The organism is Pedobacter chinensis, from assembly GCF_003339865.1.
In the GTDB taxonomy this organism is placed as follows: Bacteria; Bacteroidota; Bacteroidia; order Sphingobacteriales; family Sphingobacteriaceae; genus Pedobacter; species Pedobacter chinensis.
The window spans coordinates 212442-234512 of record NZ_QPKV01000002.1; the positions used below are offsets into that span (position 1 = coordinate 212442).

Sequence of the window (22071 nt, forward strand, 5' to 3'; positions counted from 1 at the left end):
ATTTATTGGTATGTATTATAGAAACCTTGTCTTTTGCTCAATTTTAAATCCTGAAGGATTGATGCCTTCACTTTTAATGTCAAAGAATAACTTTTGTATGCACCATAGGGTACCCAGTTAATGCTCATATCCCAGCAATGTAAATCGCGGTAAATACCTATGTTCATCGGTGTTAAGCCATTATTCTGAAAATCATAACCTGAATTAAAAGTCACCTTCCATTTTGGTGTTAGATTCAAATCACCATTAAAATTCAATGTATTACTTGTGGTACTCATACCAAAATCATTACTGTATTGAAAGCTATAGGAGAATGAAAAATTCCAGGGAATATTAAAATCAACAAAAGCATTCGGATCTCGGCTTATTGCGGCTAATTGTTCTGATTGTAAAGGTGATAAACCTCTTTCCTTAGCGGTTTCGCTGAGTTTATCATTTGCATCATTTTTCCGTTTTAATGCATCAGGGTTTAAACTGTAATCAAAAGAGAAACCAATTGAAGTTAACCTTGGAAATCTACCTCCTCTACGCCAGGTAAATGTGTTACTTCTTGTAAATGTCTTCTGTCCGGTAACCGGGTCAACGGTTTCATCTAAATCATAGGGGTCAAATGTTCCGTTGTAATTTATCCCCAATTTATCTGTAAACTGAGAACGTCCATTAAAACTAAGCGTAGAAAGTTTATTTCTAGGCGCTAAGAAATTATAAGAACCCGTAATACTTAATCCTTGAATAATCGGAATTTTACGTTCACCTGTTCCGGTTGTGTCTTTACTTGATTTAACTTTTAGTTCAACAGTATTGTCCACTCCGAAACCTATTGAAGCGGCTCTTCCAGAAAACGATCCCTGGTAAGCCATTCCCTGAAAAACAGAATATGTTAAGGGTTGTCCGTAAGTATCTAGTACTTTATTTCCATTTTGATCTATTGCTGCCAGAAAAGGACCGCTTCCCGCTCTTGTAAAGTCTGGAGAATAGTTAAAAGACGCATTTGGAGTCATCACATGTCGTAATGCCTTAATATTTCCCAAATTCTTAAATTCTTTCTTTCCATAAATCTTGGTAGAAAGACTGGTGGATAGGTTATAACTCCCCGCTCTTTTGAAACCACTTAAGGTATCAATTCTTTCTGTATAAGTTCCATCATCAAAAGTAGTGAACCGCTTTTGGATATGTTGAAAATTCCATACTTCATTATAACTTCCACCCATTGAAAAATTCAGATACTTTAGCGCAGTAAATGACATATTGATCGGAATAGAGTGACTAAAGCCTGATCTTAAGCGTTTTAAACCATCATTTTGAAATAACAAACTATCTTTAGTATCAATTGCATTTGTTCCCTGAAGCGCATAACCGACAGTAATTTTCTGATACCACTTTTGCTCTCCTAAACGATTTTTTGAATCGAAAGGACTAAAAGTAGGCACGTTGAACGTCGCATCTGGCAGCCGGATTGATACATCACGGGTTCTTAGCGTTTGATTACTCGTCATGGATAACGAGTAGTTCATGTTATTAGAAAACGTTTTGGAATAACTGATACTACTATTAGTGGTATTATTAGCAATCGCACTTAAATCATAATTAAGGTTTGCAGGACTATTAGTATAATAGCTACTTGAAGTAATGTTTACGCTGGCGCTAAATGTAGAACCAGGGTGAGCATTTGCATTTTGTGAGTGCGACCACCTGATACTAAAATCCTTATTAGGGTTTTTGAAAGCTTCTGTACCTTCTAAACCATTTTTGACGCTATTATAACTTAACCCAATGTTACCACTATATTTATATCTTTTAATATAGTTGGTAAGGACGTTTGTTTCATAAGAACCATTGGTATAAATACTCCCGAGTATTTTTGCATCCCAATAATCGTTTAAACCGAGATAGTAACCACCATTTTGTAAAAAGAATCCCCTTGTTATATCTTCCCCCGGAGTCGGCAGAATTATACCGGATGTTCGTTTATTGGGCTTAGGAAAAAACGCAAATGGTAATCCCAAAGGCGTTGGAACATCTTCAATAATCATATAAACAGGGCCGGTGATAATTTGCTTTTCGGTAACAACCCCTTTTGAAATCATTAAGCCAAAATGTGGATGGGGCAAATTACAGGTACTGTACATTACATTTTTAATGTGCAGCTCATCATCTATTTGTTTTTTACTCTGTCCACCAGAAAAGAAACCACCTTCCTGTTCAGAGAAAACACCAAATACTTTTGCCCGGGTGGTTTCAGAATTATAGTAAAGTGAGTCGGCTATAGCAGATCCTTCAGCGCCAGATTTGAATATTGGTTTCCCAATGTATTTATTCGTTTTAGGATCTATTCTACCGCTGGCAAAGATTTCTTTCTTTTCTGAATCATATCTGATGTAATCAGCATCGAGTTCAAAATCACCATAATTTACCCTTGCATTACCATACATGTAAACAATGCTTTTGCTTTTATTAAACTTAACAGAATCGGCTCTATACTCCACTTTTTCCTCCAAACCACTATTGTTTTTGGTTTCTTTTTTGGATGTATCCCTTTTAGAAGTGTCTTGCTGAATAATTTGTTGCAATGAAAAAGAAGAAAATGCGTTAGCTTTACCAACACCATGTGTTAATAAAATGACAGAAATTAGTAAAATAGAGCTCTTAAGAAGTTTCAAATTCGTATTTGAATGTTATTTTTGCACAAATGTTTAATCAAAAACGTTCAAAATTAGTGAAAAATATACCATTGATGTATCTTAAAACCATTTTAACACTTATTATTTGTTTTGCACTAACCAATACAATTGATAATCAAGCCTTTGCACAAGATTATAAAATTAAAACAATTGTAATTGATGCGGGTCACGGCGGCAAGGATGGGGCAACTCATGGCCTTTATTCAAAAGAAAAAGATGTTGCACTAAAAACAGCGCTGAACTTAGGGAAGGCACTTCAGGACAGCATTAAGGATATTAGAGTTATTTATACCAGACAAACCGACGTTTTTATTCCTTTATACGAGCGGATTAATATTGCAAATAATGCAAAAGCAGATTTATTTATATCAATTCACTTAAATGATATGCCTGTAAGGGTAACTAAAGTGGTTGATTATTACAAAAAAGTTAAAGGTAAAAGCGTACCTGTTTACCGCTCGGTGGTTTCAAAAAGCACTTCTACTAGGGGAACAGAAACATTTGTATCTGGTACAGGACGTTTAGGCGAGCAGGATGAGGTAATTAAACGAGAGAATGCATCTATGTTTCTGGAAGATAATTATCAAAAAAATTATGAGGGATTTATTGCTAACACACCTGAAAACGACATTATGCTTTCTTTAATGAAACAAACCAACAGAGAAAGAAGTTTAAAGTTTGCCTCACTTCTACAACAGGAATATATAAACGCCGGTAGAATTAATCGTGGAGTACAGGAAAAAAGTTTAGCGGTTTTAGCAAGAGCATCTATGCCTGCAGTTTTAACTGAAATTGGCTTCGTTAGTAATCCTGAAGAGGAAGATTACATGAACTCATCTGAAGGCCAGAACGAAATTGTTAACGGTATTATAAAAGCAATAAAAAATTATAAACGCATAGCAGAGACATCATTCTAATACATCCCTAAAAAATGAAGATTAAACTTCTTGCATTACTATTTTTTCTTTCTCCAATTATCTCAAATTCGTTATTTGCACAGGGATATAAAATTAAAACCATAGTGATTGATCCCGGACATGGAGGCAAAAAACCTGGCGCATCAGGTAGTTTCTCAACAGAAAAAGATATTGCACTGAAGGTTTCATTAAAGCTCGGCGCCAAATTGAAACAGGAATTACCAGATGTTAAAATTATTTATACCCGAACCAAAGATGTGGATGTGGATTTATATCGGAGAGCCGAAATAGCAAATGATGCAAATGCCGATATTTTTATCTCGATTCACTGCAATTCCATGCCACCAGGCAACAAGCATATTAAAGGTGCCGAAACACTGGTAGCAGGTTCACATCGATTGAAAGAGCAGGATGCTGCAATACGTGAAAATGCCGATATTAAATTAGAGAAGAATTATAAAAGTAAATATGATGGTTACGATCCTGCCAACCCCAGTACTTTTATTCTTTTATCATTACTAAAAAACACCTTTCGGGATAAAAGCATTAAATTTGCCAAATTAATACAAAACAGCTACATCAGTAGAGATAACAGATTAAGCAGAGGGGTTAAAGAACAAGGTGTTTTGGTTTTACAGCGATGCGGAATGCCTGCTGTTTTAACAGAAGTGGGTTTCATATCAAACAAGGAAGAAGAAAAATATATCAACTCTGAAAACGGCCAAAATGAAATAGCAGCTTCTATTTTAGCTGCCATTAAAACTTACAAAAAAAATATAGAGATTGAATAACTGGCATTATAAATGTTAGTCGTTCAACAAAAAAATAAATCAAATACCAAACAAAAAGATACATGTAAGCATTATGTAATAACATTTACATATTTTACATCTAACAAGAAAGAATTACGCTCGGGCAAGTATTAATTACTAATTTTAGCACTTGTAGCCGTTAAATAAAAAACACTCATGAAGATTAAGAACGAAACCAAAGTAGGTATTTTAGCTGCATTTGCTATTGCTTTATTAATTATTGGATATAATTTTTTAAAGGGAAATTCCATTTTTTCAAGTGAAACAACCTTATTTGCAAGGTACACCAGAGTTGATGGCTTAACCGTTTCAAAACCAGTTTTAATTAATGGTTACCAGATTGGTCGCGTTGCAAAACTACAGCTTGAACCTGGTGGAACTATTTTGGCAACCCTGAGCATTAATAGCAAATACGATATTCCTGAAAATAGTATTGCCCGTTTAGAAGGCACGGATTTATTAGGTAGCAAGGCAATTGTAATGTCATTAGGAAATTCAAAAAAAATGGCTGAAGATGGATTTACATTAAATGCCAACGTAGAAAAAGGCTTAATGGAACAAGTTCAACCTGTTCAAAAGAAAGCTGAACTGATTATTGGTAAAATGGATTCAATTTTAAGCAGTGTGAATTCGATTTTAAATCCTAATTTTCAAAAGAATGTTGACAGAAGCTTCAATAGTATTGCCGGTACATTGGCTTCATTGGAAAATACTTCTAAAAAAGTGGATGGATTAGTAGGTTCTGAAAGCGCTCGTATCGAAGCCATATTTAGAAATGTAGAAGGCATTACGGCTAACCTTAATAATAACAACAAAAAAATCAGCGATATCTTAACCAATATTAACACCGTTACAGATAAGTTCGCTGCTGCTAATTTTAAAGAAACTGTTGATAATGCAAACAATGCCATTGCCGATTTACAAGGCTTAATTTCTGGCATTAAAAATGGAAAAGGAAGTTTAGGCTTATTGTTAAATGATGATAAAATGTACCAAAACCTAAATAATGCATCAAAAAATCTTGATGACTTAATAATAGATTTAAAAGCAAATCCTAAACGTTACGTTCACTTCTCGGTATTTGGAGGCGGTGGCAATAAAGATAAGTAATCAATTTTTATAAAGTTGAAAGCCTTGCAGTGTATACTGTAAGGCTTTTTTGATTTAATGATTTATCTTAAGATGATACTCTTTTTCCAGAGCTGACAACTTTCTTTTCGTATGGCTATTAAAGTTGTCAACTCTTAAAACTGCCCATAGCCAACCTATTTAGAACTTACTGAATGATTTTCAGCAACTTTCCATCTTAGGCATTAAGTTACAAGTGGAAGGTCCTTCCCTCAACTGCTAATTCAGTATTTTCAAAAACAGACTGAGTTTCTTCTAAAAGCATCTGGAGTGTTTTATAACGGGATGAAAAATGTCCGATTAACAATTTCTTTACTCCATTGATTTTGGCCACCTCTCCTGCTTGTAATGCAGTTGTATGATGAGTTTCTATGGCTCTATCTAAAAGATCGTGCATAAAGGTTGCTTCATGATAAAGTGTATCACAACCTTTTATTACCGGAAAATAGCTTTCGTCATATAATGTATCAGAGCAATATGCATAACATCTTGGTGGATCTGCTGGTGTAGTATATTCTTCGCTTCTTAAAATGTCACCGTTCGGCAGCTCCACATCAATACCTTTTTTCAAAGCTGAATAATAAGCCATCGGAATTTCTTCAGTTTTGTCCTTTATTAGTTTCCTCTGTCTTTGTTTCTGTTGAAAAATAAAACCAGTAGTTGGAATTCGGTGGTTCAACACAATAGTTTTTATGATTAAATCACTATTCTCAAATATCTGTTGAGATTCGTTTGCCTCAATCGGGAAAAATTCAATTGGATATCTTAAAACCGTATCCGAATATTTAAACTGAATCTCTAAAATTTCAAGCAAGGGTGTTGGTCCAAAAATTTGCATTGGCTTGGTTCGTCCATTTAAATGCAAACTGGAAAGTAAACCAATCAGGCCAAAATAATGATCGCCATGTAAATGGCTAATAAAAATATAATCTATACGCGCGGCTTTTAAATTGTATTTGGTAAGCTGTTGCTGAGTTCCCTCACCACAATCAATTAAATAATATTTTTCGTTGCAATTTAAAAGCTGTGCAGATGGATTCCTGTTAAAAACAGGAGTTGCCGAACTACATCCTAAAATTGTAACTTCAAATTTCATAATGGTAGTATATAAAAAGCCTCGTAGGTTTTAGAAACTACGAGGCTTAAAGATTTATAAAATGTAGATTATTTATCGCCTCTAAATTCTTTTTCTAACTCATCCATAAAAATGAAATCAGTCGCTTCCTCTAATGTATTAACAAACGTTACAGATTGAAATATGTTTGATAATTCAATGATTGGAGCGATTTCATCATTAATTCCGGTTACAATAAATAAACCACCTGCGGCTTTGCAAAGCCTGTCTCCAACTAAAAGACAGCTTAAATCCTGTGCATCATTACATTCTTTTACATGGCTTAAATCAACAATGATATTTTTAAAACCCTCTGCATTAAGTAAATATAATTCAGATTTTAAACCAGGTGCATTATCGTTTGTAAACTTAGGTTCTTTTAACTTTAAGGTTACATATTTGTCGTGTTTATCTACTGAAAATTTCATCTCTTCTAATCTTTATTTCACTAATGTATAAAATTCTTTCGAATTCTAAAGCGTTTCCAATGCCTTTTGAACATTACTTTCGATACGATTTGAAATCGCGTCGACATCGGCTTTAATAAACTTATCACCCACAATCTGTTCATAAAGTTCTATGTAGCGTTCTGAAATTGAATTTACTATTTCAGGTGTCATTTCAGGAACAACCTGCCCGTCTTTGCCCTGAAATCCATTTTCAATTAGCCATTTTCTTACAAATTCTTTAGAAAGTTGTTTTTGAGGTTCGTTATTGTTTTGGCGTTCTTCATATCCATCGGCATAGAAATAGCGTGATGAATCTGGCGTATGAATTTCATCAATTAAATAAATTACGCCATCGGCCGAACCAAATTCATATTTTGTATCAACCAGAATTAATCCACTTTTAGCGGCGATTTCAGTTCCTCTTTGGTATAATGCGTATGTGTATTTTTCTAACTGCTCATAATCGGTTATAGAAACGATTCCTTTAGCTAAAATATCTTCTTTGGAAATATCCTCATCATGCCCAACAGATGCTTTTGTTGTTGGTGTGATGATGGGTTGAGGTAATTTATCATTTTCTTTTAATCCATCTGGTAAGGAAACCCCACAAACTGAACGTTTGCCGGCACTGTATTCACGCCAGGCGTGTCCCGCTAAATAACCTCTTATTACCATTTCAACCTTAAATGGTTCGCAAATTCGGCCTATGGTAACCATCGGATCGGGAACATCTAAAACCCAGTTTGGAACGATATCCTGCGTAGCAGATAAAAATTTGGCAGCAATTTGATTTAACACCTGACCTTTAAAAGGAATGGCTTCGGGTAAAACAACATCAAATGCCGAAATGCGGTCTGATACCACCATTACCATCAATTTATCGGCAATTGTATATACATCACGTACTTTACCTTTATAGAAATTGCTTTGATTTGGAAAATTAAAATGAGTTTCTTTTAGTGCTTTCATGAGGGCATAAAAATAAGTAAAAAAGTTGGGAAGTTGGGAAGTCGGGAAGTTGGAAGATAAAATGTCTTAATAAAAAACCTTGTAAGCTGAGTTTGAAAATTAAACTCCATAAATGGCGCATAATTTATGCTTTGGGCCAGGGCGGTCGTCACGCCGAATTTCAATTATTTTTAGTTTTTATTGGCATTCAAAAGCGCTTCGCCATTTATTTCAAGGTCTTTTTGTTATTAAGGAACTGACCATGAAGTAACTACAAAGCCATAAAAACACTAATTCATCTTTATAAATAATTCATCCTGATGTTAGGCTAAGGAACGCTACTTAAAGAACTACTAGGTTTAATTATTTCAATTTATTTAAGGCTTGTTGAAAGGTCTCCGTTGAGATAGTACTGATAAACTCATTTTTAATTTTAATTTTACCATCAGATTTAAATAATTGAAGTCTTCCCTTAAATAGAGGTTCCTGATCAAGCTCCAGAAAAGAAAATAGCTTTTTGAGCTTTTCTTTGCGGCAAACCCATTCTTCATCATTTTTTGAAACAATTAACCGTATGGTATGAGGCAATTTTTCAAAAGAAAGCTTTAAACCATCATCAAGAGAAATATTTATCATAATTTATCTTTATATCTTCCGACTCTGACCCGAGACCTCCGACTTTACTGAATATCTCCGTAAGCTTTCAGGATGTCTTTAACCAGTTTATGGCGCACAACATCTTCCCCGCTTAAATAAATGATATCAATTCCCTTAATGTCTTCCAAAATTCTTAAACCATTAAACAAGCCCGACATTTGTTTTTTAGGCAAATCGACCTGCGTAACATCACCTGTAACAATGAATTTAGCCGTTGGCCCCATACGTGTTAAAAACATTTTTAACTGCATATCGGTTGCATTTTGGGCTTCATCTAAAATTACAAAGCAATTATCTAAGGTACGACCACGCATAAAAGCCAGTGGAGCAATTTCAATAGTCCGATTTTCGATATAAAATTTTAACTTCTCTGCCGGAATCATATCATCCAAAGCATCGTAAAGCGGACGCAAATACGGATCGATTTTTTCCTTTAAATCGCCAGGCAAGAAACCAAGATTCTCTCCTGCCTCAACAGCAGGACGGGTTAAAATGATGCGTTTAATTTCTTTATTTTTTAATGCACGTACTGCCAAAGCTACTGCAGTATAAGTTTTTCCTGTTCCGGCAGGGCCAATTGCAAAGAGAATATCGTTTTTTGCAATGCTGCTTACCATTTTGCGTTGATTTGCAGTTCTGGCTTTAACCAAAAGTCCATTTGTACCAAAAACAATTACCTCCCCGCCTCCGCCGGTAGGTTGTTCAATATCTTTCTTTGCTACACCACTAGCTTTTTCACCCAAAATAGATTCAACATCATTATTGGTTAGTGAGCTATATTTTTCAAGATGAGCAATGAGTTGATTAAATTTATTTTCGAATGCCTTAAGTTCCTGTTCATCACCGAGAACCTTAACATCACTTCCTCTCGCTACTAGTTTCAGTTTAGCGAAAGCACCTTTAATCATTTCGTAATTCTCGTTATTCGCCCCCCAAAAGTGAGCAGGATTTACGGTATCTAGAGTTAATTTTAATTCGTTCAAACTGTAGTATTTTAAAAAGTTATCGGGGTATATTAATTAAAATTTGAATATTTGTAGGCGCTTATGCCTGTACACAAGAATAAGCAATAATAATGAATTTTTAATGGGGATAATTACTTTAACAACAGATTTAGGTTCAAAAGATTTTTACCAGAGCGCTCTTAAAGGTAGTCTGTTGAGTCTTATGCCTAATGTTAATTTAGTTGATATTACCCATGAAGTTCCATCATTCAATATTTCTTATGCGGCATTTGTTTTAAAAAACGCTTATCCCTATTTTCCAAAAAACACCGTTCACTTAATTGGTATTGATTCCGTTTATAGTGAAAATACAAAATACATTGCTGTAAAACACCGCGACCATTATTTTGTTGGCGCAGATAACGGTATTTTTTCTTTACTTTTTGATGATCTTCCCGAAGATGTTGTTGAATTGAATATTATGCAGGATTTAAAATATCTCCACTTTCCGTTGGTAGATATTTTTGTTAAAGCTGCTACTCATTTGGCAAAGGGCGGCCGTTTAAAGGATATTGGTTTACCTGTAGCAGAGATTGAACAAAAGATGCTTTTACATCCTGTAATTGAGCGAGATATCATTCGGGGAAGTGTAGTGTATATTGATACTTTCTGCAATGTAATTACCAATATCACAAAAGATCTTTTTACCAAAATTCAGAAAAACCGTGACTTCACTTTATATTTTAGAAAAAGCGAAACCATCACTCAATTAAGCTGGCACTATAATGAAGTTCAGGAGGGCGAAAAACTTTGCTTATTCGGAATTAGTAATCATTTGGAAATTGCGATTAATAAAGGTAAAGCCAGTGGATTATTAGGTCTTCATTTAGGAGATATCGTGAGAGTTGAGTTTCATCCTTAAGGGAGCTGAATAGTTCATTGGTTTCACTAGTTCATTGGTTTCATTGGACAAAGTGCATAATTAGGAATGAAAGAAACTTACAGCAACACCATAATTTGGTTTTAATCGCAAAGCATTTAGTTACGCTGTTAAACTGATGAACCAATGACAAATGAACGAATGAACAGTTTCAAAACAACTTAATTCATTAGTTCATTGGTTTCATTGGACAAAGTGCATAATGAGGATTGAAAGAAACTATGGCAACACCATAATTTATCTTAATCGCAAAGCATTTAGTTATGCTGTTAAACTAATGAACCAATGGCAAATGAACGAATGAACAGTTTCAAAACAACTTAATTCATTAGTTCATTGGTTTCATTGGACAAAGTGCATAATGAGGATTGAAAGAAACTATGGCAACACCATAATTTATCTTAATCGCAAAGCATTTAGTTATGCTGTTAAACTAATGAACCAATGGCAAATGAACGAATGAACAGTTTCAAAACAACTTAATTCATTAGTTCATTGGTTTCATTGGACAAAGTGCATAATGAGGAATGAAAGAAACTATGGCAACACCATAATTTATCTTAATCGCAAAGCATTTAGTTACGCTGTTAAACTGATGAACCAATGACAAATGAACGAATGAACAGTTTCAAAACAACTTTCACACTTTTCACGTTTATATCGCATGAAGAAATATTATTATCTGCTCTCCATTATCCTATTTAATTTTCAGGCTTTTGCTCAACAAGATACAACTGCTTATGCTGCTCAACGGGTTAAGGTAAATTCCTTACTGGCAGAACGAAGTGCAAAATTTGGCCAATATGATGAAAGCTTAAACCAGCGTACTGGAATATTTGGCTGGCAAACTAAACGTGATATTAAAAATTCAAATGAAATTCTTCGGCAGGTGGTTTTAACCGATAACAATATTTTTAAAGAATTGAAGATTTTAATGGATTATAAAGACTTGCAAAATCAACAAAAAGTAGCTGTTGCTGATCATTCTCAGGAGAGAATTGAAAATTACATGCGAACAATTAAAAAGTTGCAGGATCAAAATACTGAACTTAGAGAACAGATTGATAAAAAAGATAAAAATAAGAGTTTGTCGACCTATATTATTGTTTTTTTAATTTTAGTGATGGGAGGTGGATTTTACTTTTTCAGTAAGAAATTAAAGAATTATGAAAAAAGAATTATTTAAGGTTTTAGTAAAGATTAATAAGATTGTATTGCCAAGTTTATATAAAAAAGACCCTAATAAATTGACAGCATTTCAAAAAGCGATATTGGGGTATCGTTATTGGGTACTAACAAATGCTTTGGATTGAAAAAGAAAAAGAGTTACTAACTTTAAAAATTAGTAACTCTAAAATAATTATTTCTTAAAATGCTCAATAATCAAAGTCGCTAACTCTGTACCGATACGTTCTTGTGCTTCATTGGTTGATGCACCAATATGAGGTGTTAAAGAAATTTTAGGATGTGTTAAAATCTCTGCTAAAGGCGTTGGTTCATTTGCAAAAACATCTAAACCAGCAAAAGCAACTTTACCAGAATTTAAGGCTTCAATTAAAGCTGTTTCATTAATAGTTCCTCCACGAGAACAATTTACAATACCCACTCCATTTTTCATTTTAGCAAATTCTTCAGTACCTAAAATGGGTTTATCGGCAAATGGAGTATGCAACGAAATAAAATCACTTCCTGCGATAACCTCATCAAGTGAAACGGTTTTAATTGGAACGTTTACTGATAATCCACCCTGAAATGTTAAAGTTATTTCAGTTTCAAGAGGAGATAGGTCATAAGCCAAAACATTCATTCCTAAACCTAAAGCTACCTTAGCAGTAGCACGACCGATACGTCCGAAACCAATAATCCCTATTGTTTTCCCACTTAATTCGGTCCCCTTTGCATAAGCTTTTTTAAGGTTATTAAACTGCGTTGAGCCTTCAACCGGCATTTTACGATTGGCATCCTGCAAAAATCTGATGCCGGTAAATAAATGAGAAAACACCAATTCTGCAACGGATAGTGATGAAGCAGCCGGCGTATTTACAACGGCAACGCCCTGGCTCCTGGCATATTCTACGTCAATATTATCCATGCCAACACCGCCTCTGCCAATCAATTTAATATTTGGAACGGCATCAATTAATTCTTTTCTAACTTTTGTTGCACTACGAACAGTAATGGCATCATAGTTTTTTAAAGCTTCAGCTAACTGATCTTGAGGAATAGTTTCAGTATCAACCTGAAACCCCGCTTTTTCTAATAATTCTTTTCCGATAGGATCTATTCCATCGTTTGCTAATATCTTAATCATGTTTATTTATGATTTAACTGAGTGAACTGAATGCATCAACTTAAGGTGCAAATCAATCTGTTAAAATTTAAATTATTTTGCTTTTGCTTGTTTTTCTTCAAACAGTTGCATGGCATCAACAAGTGCATGAACACTTGTAATTGGTAAAGCATTATACATCGATGCGCGGAAACCACCTACACTTCTGTGTCCTTTAATGCCCACAATGCCTTGCTCCTCTGCATATTTAAGGAATGGTTTTTCCAATTCAGGATTTTCCATTACAAAACAAACATTCATTCTCGAACGATCTTCAACTGCACAAGTACCTTTAAACAATGGATTACGGTCAATCTCTCTGTAAAGTGCCTCAGCTTTTTGTTTGTTCTCACTTTCAATTTGCGCTACCCCACCTTTTGATTTTAACCAGCGAAGATTTAATAATGCAACGTATATTGAGAAAACAGGCGGAGTATTGTACATTGAACCATTATCAATATGCGATTGATAATTTAGCATTGATGGGATTTTGCGATCGGTTTTGCCCAGAATCTCATCTTTAACAATAACAACGGTTAACCCTGCAGGTCCAATATTTTTTTGAGCGCCAGCATAAATCAAGTCAAACTGAGCAACATCAATTACCCGGCTCATGATATCAGATGACATATCGCAAACAACAGGAACATCAGTTTTTGGAACTTCGAAAAGTTCTGTTCCGTAAATGGTGTTGTTAGATGTATAATGGAAATAAGCACTATCGGCAGGAATCTCGAAATCTTTTGGAATAAAAGTGTAATTCGAATCTTTTGATGATGCAACAACATTCACATTACCGATAAATTTTGCTTCCTTTAAAGCTTTTGATGCCCAAACACCAGAATCTAAATAACTTGCAGTTTGTCCATCGCCTAATAAATTCATGGGAACCATTGCAAACTGTAAACTTGCCCCACCTTGTAGAAATAAAACGGAATAACCCGATGGCACATTTAGTAACTCTTTTACCAATTTTTCGGCTTCAGCAACAACTGCTTCAAATTCGGTTGTTCTGTGTGAAATTTCTAAAATCGATAATCCATCGTTAAAATCTAAAACTGCCTGTGCAGCTTGTTTAAACACTTCCTGAGGTAAAATACAAGGGCCTGCGCCAAAATTATGCTTCATCTTATTATATAATGTTTTATGGGCGTAAATGTAAAATTTTTAAAGCAGTTATGCCTATAAAATCGTATCATAAAAAATTAAATTTTGTTAAAAATTCATTGAATTTTAATCATTTTATTGCGGTTTTTGCAATTAAAACGATTAATCTGAAATTGAGGATTTTTTAGTTGTTTTAAAAAAATCTCAATGATTGAATCATGGGCCAAATGCCGTTCATTTTACCCTGAACCATGCTATATAATCCGCGATTGAAATCGTAGGTTATCAAGGCTTATTCTTCAATTTTACAATCAGCTTTAAATTAAACTGTCTGCCTGTTAAATAATTCGGAATCGCATATTGTACATTATCAACATCTTTCAGCCAAAGGTAAGAAACCGTATTATTGATATTTAACATATTAAAAACCTCAAAAAACAGAATTACTGAATTAAAATTTTTATCTAAAAACTTAGGCTTGTGTAGGGCTGCATCATCCAAGAAATCTTTTGAGAAACCGATATCTACACGTTTATAAGATGGAATATAAAACTTATCCAGATATCTTGGTGTTTGCGAAGGGCCAATTGGTAAGCGAGAGCCATACAATGCATTTAAGTGTACTTTATAAGTTGGACTATTCAATAATTTATCCTGAAAAAAGATTGAAAAATTTAAACGTTGATCGGTTGGACGTTTTAAATAACCTGGATAAATGATTATCCCGTTTTGTATATAACTATCGCCGATAATATCTTCATTGGCACGCATGACCGACATCCGGAAATACGAAACCAGATCTTTAACAAATTCACCACCGATACTGAAATCGGCACCATAAGCATAACCTCTGGAAATTTCGTTTGCCAAATATTTAATTCTCAGGTTATCTATTTTATAAGGGATTAATCGATCAGAGTATTTGAAATAAGCTTCAGAAGTAAACTTCAAGCGTGTTCCAAAAGCATCAAAAGCATAATCATAACCTACCGAAGCATTATAGGAACTTTGTGCTTTTTGGTTAATATTTAATATGCCGGAAAAATCACGAATTGTTCTGTATGATGGTGGTTGTTTGTAAACACCAGCTGTAAATCTTAAAATTTTATTATTTGAATTCGGTCTGTAAGCAATCAACATCCTGGGGCTAATGAGCAGTTGTTTGCTTAATGAACTGTACGTAGCACGGGCACCCAATTGTAGTTCGGCATAATCAGAAAGTGAATAACTATCTTGAATATAAGCACTGTAATTGTTAATATCTATATTATTCTCTACATTAATTACATTTTGTAAAACAATGTTTCTTGAGTTATTTGGTAAAATGAAACCTGCAGAATCGGTATAATTATATTCACTTAACCGGTCATCATATCTATATTTATCAAATTTTAATCCCCAGGAAAAAACATGGCTATCGAAATTTTGGTCTACTTTAATTTCAGAGGCAAAAACCTGAGTGTTTAAATTATTGCGAGCGTAGTTATAATAACTTCCAATTCCCCGGTTTTTACTTATTACCCCAAAGTTCTCTCCTGAAAAAGCATTGTCAATTTCGTCGAAAACATAACTTCCATTTATATCAAAACGCTCTCTTTCTATTGTATTAAAATAGCTGTTGATGAATTTTATCACCTGATTTGGTTTGGGAGAATACGTTGCTGTTATTGCGGTTCCCAGAGTTTGGTAATCATCAATCTCTTGTCCTGTATAATCAACATTTAAGCGCAAGGTTGTACTTAAAGTACCAAATTGGGTTTCTCTATTGGTAGGCACCAATTTAAATTGCCCCAAATTAAAATTCCCTAAAAAACTGATACTGAATTTAGGAGACAGGTTATATTGATACATAACTTGTGCATCAGCAAAATTCGGATTATAACTTCCCTTTTCATCCTGTTTAATCAATACGCTTGAGTTATTTTTATATCGCAGCCCCGCAAGTAAAAAACTTTTCTTAAAATTTCTTTTCGTGGTTAAAGAAGTATTTAAAAGACTGGTACTTAAAATCGTTTGACTGCTGTCTGGTTTATCATAGCTTATATCCAACACGGAAGAAAGTTTATCTCCATATTTTGCCTCAAAGCCACCAGCGGAAAACTTTGCCTTTGTTACTAATTCTGCATTGATAAAACTCAGTCCCTCCTGTTGTCCATTACGTATTAGTACAGGTCTGTTAATTTCTACATCATTGATGTAAATTAGATTTTCGTCGAAATTACCTCCCCTAACACTGTATTGAGCACTCAATTCGTTATTTGTTGAAACACCTGGCAAAGTTTTAAGCATGGTTTCAAAATTTCCCGAAACTAAGGGCATTGAAGCGATATCAGCTATATTAATGGTTGTGGTGTTACTGAGCTGATTTTGTTTGTTGGTAATGTTAACTTGTTCCAGCTCATTAATATTCGCCGCTAAAGTTACATGTTGCATTATCCTTGCCCCCGAACGTTCATTAAATTTTAACGTTTGTGGCTGATAGCCAAGCAGTGAATACTTAATGCTGAAAGTTCGTGATTTTGAATAAATGGTATAAACACCAAACTCATCAGTAATGGTAGATTCTAACTGACCTAAAACAATAACGGTAACATGAGATAAGGGTAATTTTTCTTCATTGTAAACTATCCCCGAAATCCTAACTAAAGGTTGCGCTACAGCAAGGCTGCAACCAATAACTAAAAAGAAAACGATTAGCCGAAATTTGAGCATTTTTTAGTATCGGGACTGTTAAGCAATTTTGTCTTGAAACAATATAGCAATAAAGCAGTTAAATATTAATTCTGCCTGTTGTCAGGCTTTTCATTTTAGAAATGGTTTCTGCCGGATTACCGGATGCAAAAATTGCATTTCCAGCCACAAAAGCATTGGCGCCAGCTGATGCTAATGTAGCAATATTTTGTAAGCCCACGCCGCCGTCAACCTCAATAATCAAGTCTTCATTTACGCCCCGGATCAAGACTTTTAAATCCTGGATTTTCTTATAGGTATTGTGAATAAACTGCTGCCCTCCGAAACCTGGATTAACCGACATAATCAGTACCAAATCCAAATCAGCAATTACATCCTGCAATAAATTAACAGGAGTATGTGGGTTTAAAGCAACACCAGCTTTGCAGCCCGATGCTTTAATTAATTGGATGGTTCTGTGTAAATGTGTACAAGCTTCGTAATGCACTGTAATTCTATCAGCTCCGCCTTTAGCAAACTCCTGAATGTATTTATCAGGTTCTACAATCATCAAATGAACATCTAAAGGTTTTGTGGCACTTCTTTTAACCGCCGCCAATACAGGAAAACCAAAAGAAATATTCGGAACAAAAACACCATCCATCACATCAACATGAAACCAATCGGCCTCACTTTGATTAATCATTTCGATATCGCGTTGTAAATTGCCAAAATCGGCAGAAAGTATGGATGGGGCAATGATATATTTCATTTTTTATTATGTTTTCGTTATTGCGGAGTATGAAGCAATCTAAATGCATTAGCAATGAACAAAGGAGATTGCTTCGTGCCTCGCAATAACGATTTGGTTATATAATATTAGTAACAATGCAAGTTACAAAATCATTTTAAAGATGACCGAAAGATTTTGATCCGAAAGACCGAACTTTATATTGCTCAAACATTTAAAACAAAAAACCCTTCCAGTTAAACTGAAAGGGTTTACAATATCTCCCGACTCCGGAATTCCGACCTCGGATTTTAACTACGCTTGTGGCGCCGCTGGTTTTTCTGGTCTTGGCAACAAAACTTTACGGGAAAGCTTCATTTTACCTTGTTTATCGATATCTAATAATTTAACCTCGATTTTATCACCTTCTTTCAATACCCCATCCATGGTTTCTAAACGTTGCCATGAAATTTCTGAAATATGTAATAAACCATCTTTACCTGGCATAATCTCAACAAATGCACCAAACGGCATAATTGATTTTACCTTACCCTGGTAAACCTCACCAATTTCTGGTTTGGCAACTATATTGCGAATGCGGGTAAGCGCAGCATCAATAGAAGCTTTATTATCAGCGAAAATTTCTACGATACCTTTGCCGTCAACTTCTTCGATAGAGATTGATGCGCCAGTTTCGCGTTGCATTTCTTGAATAATTTTACCTCCAGGCCCGATAATTGCACCAATGAATTCTTTCTCAATGGTTAAAGAAACAATACGTGGAGCATGTGGTTTGTAATCTTCATTCGGCTGGCTGATTGTTTTCTTCATCTCATTTAAGATGTGTAAACGGCCTTCTTTAGCCTGTAATAAAGCTTTTGTTAAAACCTCGTAAGATAAACCATTGATTTTTAAGTCCATTTGACATGCAACAATACCTTTTTCAGTACCAGTTACTTTAAAGTCCATATCACCTAAATGATCTTCATCACCTAAAATATCAGAAAGGATTGCATATTTTCCGGTTTTCTCATCAGTAATTAAACCCATCGCAATACCCGAAACAGGGGCTTTGATTTTAACACCTGCATCCATTAATGCTAATGTACCAGCACAAACTGTTGCCATTGATGATGAACCATTAGATTCTAAGATATCAGAAACAACACGGATTGTATATGGATTTTCAGCACCCTGAGGCAATACTTTTTTCAAAGAACGCATGGCTAAGTTACCGTGACCAATTTCACGACGGCCAGCACCTCTGTTTGGTCTAACCTCACCAGTTGAGAAACCCGGGAAGTTATAGTGCAATAAGAATTTTTGGTAACCGTTAAAGAAAGCTCCATCAATCATTTGCTCATCATCTTTACTACCTAAAGTAACCGATGTAAGTGATTGTGTTTCGCCACGAGTAAATACCGCTGAACCGTGTGCAGCTGGTAAATAACCAATTTCGCTCCAGATTGGACGAATTTGAGTAGTAGAACGGCCATCTAAACGGATGCCTTCATCTAACAACAAATTACGAACAGCATCATACTGAACATCGTGATAATAATGTTTAGCCATTGCTTTTGTCAAATCAGGAGTATCTTCTGGCATTGCCTCAAAGAATTCGTTAATGATTGCAGTAAAACCTTCAGCACGTTCATCTTTACCAGAACCAGATTTAGCTACAGCATAAACTTTATCATAAGTATCAGCGTAAACTTTAGCTTTTAGATCAGCATCATGGTCTTCGTGATTATATTCACGTTTAACCGTTTTGCCGGTAGCCTCAGTTAATTCAACCTGAATAGCACATTGTTTTTTAATGGCATCGTGTGCAAATTTCAATGCCTCAACCATTTCCTCTTCCTGAATTTCATCACATTCACCTTCAACCATACCGATATCGTATGCCGAACCAGCAACCATAAACTCTAAAGTAGCACGTTCTAAATCGCTGGCGTATGGATTGATTACCAACTGACCATCAATTTTAGCAACACGTACTTCAGAAATCGGACCATTGAAAGGAATATCAGAAACTGATAATGCAGCCGATGCCGCTAAACCTGCCAAACAATCTGGCATGATATTTTTATCAGCAGAAATTAACGAAATCATCACTTGTGTATCAGAGTGATAATCACTTGGGAACATTGGACGTAAAGCCCGGTCAACCAAACGGGAGATTAAAACTTCGTAATCAGATAATCTTGCTTCACGACGTAGAAAGCCTCCTGGAATACGGCCAGTTGCCGCATATTTTTCTTGATAATCAACTGATAATGGTAAAAAATCAGTACCTGGTTTAGCACCAACGGTAGACACCACAGTTGCTAACAACATGGTATCGCCCATTTTTACTACCACTGAGCCATCAGCCTGTTTTGCTAATTTACCAGTTTCAATTTCTACAATTCTGCCATCGCCCAAATCGAACGATTTTTTTATTACATTCATTTAATTAGAATTATGGCGTGTTTTCCTCTTTTTACACACCGTTGTTTATATATGTTTTTGTTTTTGCAAACGAAGATAAGATTTAAAATCCCATCTGTAAAAATCCCTTAAAATAAATTTTATTCGGGAAGTAAAAAGCCATTCCCTAAAGAATGGCTTTTTATGATAAACTTGCGCTTATTTTTGTTTAATGATATCACGCAGCTCTAAAGCTTTGATGATAGCACGATAGCGCTCAATATCTTTTTTGTATAAGTAAGCCAAAATACCGCGGCGTTTACCTACCAATTTTTGAAGTGACAACTGTGTGGAGAAATCTTTACGATTTTTCTTTAAGTGTTCTGTTAAGTGCGCAATACGGTATGTAAACAACGCTACCTGACCTTCTGCAGAACCCGTGTTGGTTTCTACTTCGCCGTGTTTTTTGAAGATTTCGGCTTTCTTTTCTGAACTTAAATACATTTCTTGAATAATATTAAAGCGATAAAAAATTAATTAATTGTGGCGCAAAGATAAAGCTATTTTTGTTTATAAGCAAGGGTTATTAAATGATATAAATTATGAGCTAACAGATTGATTATTTGGAAAGCTATATTCAAGTTTCATTCGGCTGCTATCTTCTTATTCCTCTTCATTTGTCATCATTGCCAGGAGGAACAACGAAGCAATCTCATTTGGCAAGTGAAACAAAAAGTATTTCCGCTAAGCCGGGCTTATAAAGTAAAGATCGCGCAAAAAACTTAGTTTTTCTTATTGATACGTTCTAATTCTAAGACATCAATTTGATCTTTTGGCCTGTTGGTTGCCCGCTTATTATCCAAAAGATGGCTATAATGAAGAAATCTGGCTTTAATTCCATTTATTTCATCAACAGTAGCCATTTGAAAATATTCATCAAACTTATGTTTATCGAGGCCGGGAATATCGGTCATTAAATCTGCATACATTCCATCATTCATTAATACTTCGCAATAACCGGCAATAATAGGAACATCCAAAAGCATATCATATTTACCATATCCCATCTTATCTAAAGCATCAATCAAATTTTGTCTGTTTTCTTTTGTATCCTTTAAATAAATGTCTAAATCGCCGGTAGTACGGTTGTAGCCGTAACGGTTTACGGCAAAACCGCCAACAATAAGATAATGTAAATCAAACTGCTCAAATGTTTCCAACAACAAAAGCATTTCTGGATTTTCTTTATCAAAAGACATATTAAACTTAAATGCTTGGCTTACGAATGATTATTCCTTTTCCCTGAGGAGATTTTATAGGTTGGCCGCCATTCATGGTAACCGAAATATAGTTGAGTTGCAAAACACTAAAAAAACGCTGCTCAGGGGTACGACTTAAATAAATACTTTCGCGCTCCTCTACAATTTTTTCGCGTGGAATTGAAGTATCATATAAAGTTAATTTTCCCATTTCATATCAAAAATACGAAAAATGCAACTAATACATTACACCAACTTTACATTTTGTCAAGTATTATTTTTACAACCAACTTTATTAATACTTTTGCACAAAACATTTATCCATTGGAAAAGAATCAATATAGCATTTTCGAAAGCGAATTACGTGTACGTCCTGATGACATAGACATGTTTAATCATGTACACAACAGCAAATACCTGGATTATGTATTAGCGGCCCGTTACGAGCAGATGGAAAAATTTTATGGAATGCCCTGGGAACATTTTACCAAACAGGGATTAGGTTGGGTAGTAAGTCACGTTGACATTAATTTTAAGCGCCCACTTTTAATGAATGATTTAATGCTCATCAGAACCGGAATTTTAACGATGCATGATAAGGGATGCTCTGTTCAATTCGAAATCATTAATAAGAAAACGGGCAAAGTAGCATCAGATGGTATTTTTGATTACGTACTGATCGACATAAATACCAGCCGTGCAACAAAAGTTACTGATGAAATGATTAAGGCATATAGTATATAAGTCAAATTTAGATAACCTGTTGCACAATTGAAGCATGGCAAAATGGAAAGCTTTTGAACCATGTATTATTTGCATTCAGACTGGCGTGATAGTTAAGTATGATGCTAATAAAACGCCATACATGAACGGTCGTCATCTCAACTTGTTTCAAAAACTTAATGACATGAACGCATAACAGGAAAGATGCTGACCACGAAGTAGCTACAAGACCTTTAAAGTTATACTTACACTTG

General features: G+C 34.9%; 21 protein-coding genes. 7 read left to right on the top strand and 14 right to left on the bottom strand.

Going from position 1 to position 22071, the window contains the following annotated elements; genetic code table 11:
* Positions 1–2: 2 nt before the first annotated feature.
* On the bottom strand, positions 3–2660 hold the full coding sequence (locus DU508_RS02160) for a putative LPS assembly protein LptD (protein ID WP_115401206.1): 2658 nt from the start codon (positions 2658–2660) through the stop codon (positions 3–5).
* Between the two features lie 74 nt (positions 2661–2734).
* Here DU508_RS02160 and DU508_RS02165 point away from each other — a divergent pair, with 74 nt between their 5' ends.
* From DU508_RS02165 to DU508_RS02175, 3 genes are all read left to right on the top strand, one after another.
* A complete protein-coding gene (locus DU508_RS02165; protein ID WP_115401788.1) occupies positions 2735–3598 on the top strand; it encodes an N-acetylmuramoyl-L-alanine amidase family protein in 864 nt (287 codons plus the stop codon).
* 14 nt (positions 3599–3612) lie between these two features.
* On the top strand, positions 3613–4389 hold the full coding sequence (locus DU508_RS02170; protein ID WP_115401207.1) for an N-acetylmuramoyl-L-alanine amidase family protein: 777 nt from the start codon (positions 3613–3615) through the stop codon (positions 4387–4389).
* 177 nt (positions 4390–4566) lie between these two features.
* On the top strand, positions 4567–5520 hold the full coding sequence (locus tag DU508_RS02175) for an MlaD family protein (RefSeq protein ID WP_115401208.1): 954 nt from the start codon (positions 4567–4569) through the stop codon (positions 5518–5520).
* A gap of 208 nt (positions 5521–5728) precedes the next feature.
* Here DU508_RS02175 and DU508_RS02180 read toward each other — a convergent pair whose 3' ends face one another.
* From DU508_RS02180 to DU508_RS02200, 5 genes are all read right to left on the bottom strand, one after another.
* Positions 5729–6634 carry a ribonuclease Z gene (locus DU508_RS02180; protein ID WP_115401209.1) on the bottom strand — a complete coding sequence of 302 codons (906 nt, stop codon included), beginning with the start codon at positions 6632–6634 and terminating at the stop codon, positions 5729–5731.
* A gap of 68 nt (positions 6635–6702) precedes the next feature.
* Complete coding sequence (locus DU508_RS02185) at positions 6703–7080, bottom strand: STAS domain-containing protein (RefSeq protein WP_115401210.1); 378 nt, start codon at positions 7078–7080, stop codon at positions 6703–6705.
* Positions 7081–7125: 45 nt separating this feature from the next.
* On the bottom strand, positions 7126–8070 hold the full coding sequence (locus DU508_RS02190) for a phosphoribosylaminoimidazolesuccinocarboxamide synthase (RefSeq protein ID WP_115401211.1): 945 nt from the start codon (positions 8068–8070) through the stop codon (positions 7126–7128).
* Positions 8071–8412: 342 nt separating this feature from the next.
* On the bottom strand, positions 8413–8685 hold the full coding sequence (locus DU508_RS02195) for a hypothetical protein (protein WP_115401212.1): 273 nt from the start codon (positions 8683–8685) through the stop codon (positions 8413–8415).
* Between the two features lie 44 nt (positions 8686–8729).
* Complete coding sequence (locus tag DU508_RS02200; protein ID WP_115401213.1) at positions 8730–9689, bottom strand: PhoH family protein; 960 nt, start codon at positions 9687–9689, stop codon at positions 8730–8732.
* A 103-nt stretch (positions 9690–9792) separates the two neighbouring features.
* Here DU508_RS02200 and DU508_RS02205 point away from each other — a divergent pair, with 103 nt between their 5' ends.
* From DU508_RS02205 to DU508_RS23965, 3 genes are all read left to right on the top strand, one after another.
* On the top strand, positions 9793–10572 hold the full coding sequence (locus tag DU508_RS02205; protein ID WP_115401214.1) for an SAM hydrolase/SAM-dependent halogenase family protein: 780 nt from the start codon (positions 9793–9795) through the stop codon (positions 10570–10572).
* Positions 10573–11254: 682 nt separating this feature from the next.
* The gene (locus DU508_RS02210; RefSeq protein ID WP_115401215.1) at positions 11255–11776 is read left to right on the top strand and encodes a hypothetical protein; all 522 of its coding nucleotides are present in this window, start codon (positions 11255–11257) and stop codon (positions 11774–11776) included.
* Positions 11757–11903, top strand: a complete 147-nt coding sequence (locus tag DU508_RS23965; protein WP_199562629.1) for a hypothetical protein — start codon at positions 11757–11759, stop codon at positions 11901–11903. The genes DU508_RS02210 and DU508_RS23965 overlap by 20 nt, the downstream gene beginning before the upstream one ends.
* Positions 11904–11950: 47 nt before the next feature.
* On the opposite strand, the gene DU508_RS02215 is transcribed toward DU508_RS23965, so the two are convergent.
* The 8 genes from DU508_RS02215 to DU508_RS02250 form a co-directional block, all read right to left on the bottom strand.
* A complete protein-coding gene (locus DU508_RS02215) occupies positions 11951–12901 on the bottom strand; it encodes a D-2-hydroxyacid dehydrogenase (RefSeq protein ID WP_199562630.1) in 951 nt (316 codons plus the stop codon).
* Between the two features lie 72 nt (positions 12902–12973).
* Positions 12974–14047, bottom strand: coding sequence for a 3-phosphoserine/phosphohydroxythreonine transaminase (serC, locus tag DU508_RS02220; RefSeq protein WP_115401216.1), 1074 nt, complete (start codon positions 14045–14047; stop codon positions 12974–12976).
* 264 nt (positions 14048–14311) lie between these two features.
* Complete coding sequence (locus tag DU508_RS02225) at positions 14312–16738, bottom strand: TonB-dependent receptor (protein WP_115401217.1); 2427 nt, start codon at positions 16736–16738, stop codon at positions 14312–14314.
* Positions 16739–16796: 58 nt separating this feature from the next.
* The gene (rpe, locus tag DU508_RS02230; protein WP_115401218.1) at positions 16797–17468 is read right to left on the bottom strand and encodes a ribulose-phosphate 3-epimerase; all 672 of its coding nucleotides are present in this window, start codon (positions 17466–17468) and stop codon (positions 16797–16799) included.
* A 273-nt stretch (positions 17469–17741) separates the two neighbouring features.
* Positions 17742–19877, bottom strand: coding sequence for a polyribonucleotide nucleotidyltransferase (pnp, locus tag DU508_RS02235; protein ID WP_115401219.1), 2136 nt, complete (start codon positions 19875–19877; stop codon positions 17742–17744).
* Between the two features lie 177 nt (positions 19878–20054).
* The gene (rpsO, locus tag DU508_RS02240) at positions 20055–20339 is read right to left on the bottom strand and encodes a 30S ribosomal protein S15 (protein WP_115401220.1); all 285 of its coding nucleotides are present in this window, start codon (positions 20337–20339) and stop codon (positions 20055–20057) included.
* Between the two features lie 278 nt (positions 20340–20617).
* A complete protein-coding gene (locus tag DU508_RS02245; protein WP_115401221.1) occupies positions 20618–21094 on the bottom strand; it encodes a hypothetical protein in 477 nt (158 codons plus the stop codon).
* Between the two features lie 7 nt (positions 21095–21101).
* Positions 21102–21305, bottom strand: a complete 204-nt coding sequence (locus DU508_RS02250; protein WP_115401222.1) for a hypothetical protein — start codon at positions 21303–21305, stop codon at positions 21102–21104.
* Between the two features lie 113 nt (positions 21306–21418).
* Between DU508_RS02250 and DU508_RS02255 the strand changes: the two genes are divergently transcribed.
* On the top strand, positions 21419–21838 hold the full coding sequence (locus DU508_RS02255; protein ID WP_115401790.1) for an acyl-CoA thioesterase: 420 nt from the start codon (positions 21419–21421) through the stop codon (positions 21836–21838).
* The last annotated feature ends 233 nt before the right edge of the window (positions 21839–22071 follow it).

Coding starts and splice junctions, on each gene's coding strand:
- DU508_RS02165 (WP_115401788.1), top strand. CDS start 2,735: ATGTATCTTAAAACCATTTTAACACTTATTATTTGTTTTGCACTAACC.
- DU508_RS02170 (WP_115401207.1), top strand. CDS start 3,613: ATGAAGATTAAACTTCTTGCATTACTATTTTTTCTTTCTCCAATTATC.
- DU508_RS02175 (WP_115401208.1), top strand. CDS start 4,567: ATGAAGATTAAGAACGAAACCAAAGTAGGTATTTTAGCTGCATTTGCT.
- DU508_RS02180 (WP_115401209.1), bottom strand. CDS start 6,634: ATGAAATTTGAAGTTACAATTTTAGGATGTAGTTCGGCAACTCCTGTT.
- DU508_RS02185 (WP_115401210.1), bottom strand. CDS start 7,080: ATGAAATTTTCAGTAGATAAACACGACAAATATGTAACCTTAAAGTTA.
- DU508_RS02190 (WP_115401211.1), bottom strand. CDS start 8,070: ATGAAAGCACTAAAAGAAACTCATTTTAATTTTCCAAATCAAAGCAAT.
- DU508_RS02195 (WP_115401212.1), bottom strand. CDS start 8,685: ATGATAAATATTTCTCTTGATGATGGTTTAAAGCTTTCTTTTGAAAAA.
- DU508_RS02205 (WP_115401214.1), top strand. CDS start 9,793: ATGGGGATAATTACTTTAACAACAGATTTAGGTTCAAAAGATTTTTAC.
- DU508_RS02210 (WP_115401215.1), top strand. CDS start 11,255: ATGAAGAAATATTATTATCTGCTCTCCATTATCCTATTTAATTTTCAG.
- DU508_RS23965 (WP_199562629.1), top strand. CDS start 11,757: ATGAAAAAAGAATTATTTAAGGTTTTAGTAAAGATTAATAAGATTGTA.
- DU508_RS02215 (WP_199562630.1), bottom strand. CDS start 12,901: ATGATTAAGATATTAGCAAACGATGGAATAGATCCTATCGGAAAAGAA.
- serC (WP_115401216.1), bottom strand. CDS start 14,047: ATGAAGCATAATTTTGGCGCAGGCCCTTGTATTTTACCTCAGGAAGTG.
- DU508_RS02225 (WP_115401217.1), bottom strand. CDS start 16,738: ATGCTCAAATTTCGGCTAATCGTTTTCTTTTTAGTTATTGGTTGCAGC.
- rpe (WP_115401218.1), bottom strand. CDS start 17,468: ATGAAATATATCATTGCCCCATCCATACTTTCTGCCGATTTTGGCAAT.
- pnp (WP_115401219.1), bottom strand. CDS start 19,877: ATGAATGTAATAAAAAAATCGTTCGATTTGGGCGATGGCAGAATTGTA.
- rpsO (WP_115401220.1), bottom strand. CDS start 20,339: ATGTATTTAAGTTCAGAAAAGAAAGCCGAAATCTTCAAAAAACACGGC.
- DU508_RS02245 (WP_115401221.1), bottom strand. CDS start 21,094: ATGTCTTTTGATAAAGAAAATCCAGAAATGCTTTTGTTGTTGGAAACA.
- DU508_RS02250 (WP_115401222.1), bottom strand. CDS start 21,305: ATGGGAAAATTAACTTTATATGATACTTCAATTCCACGCGAAAAAATT.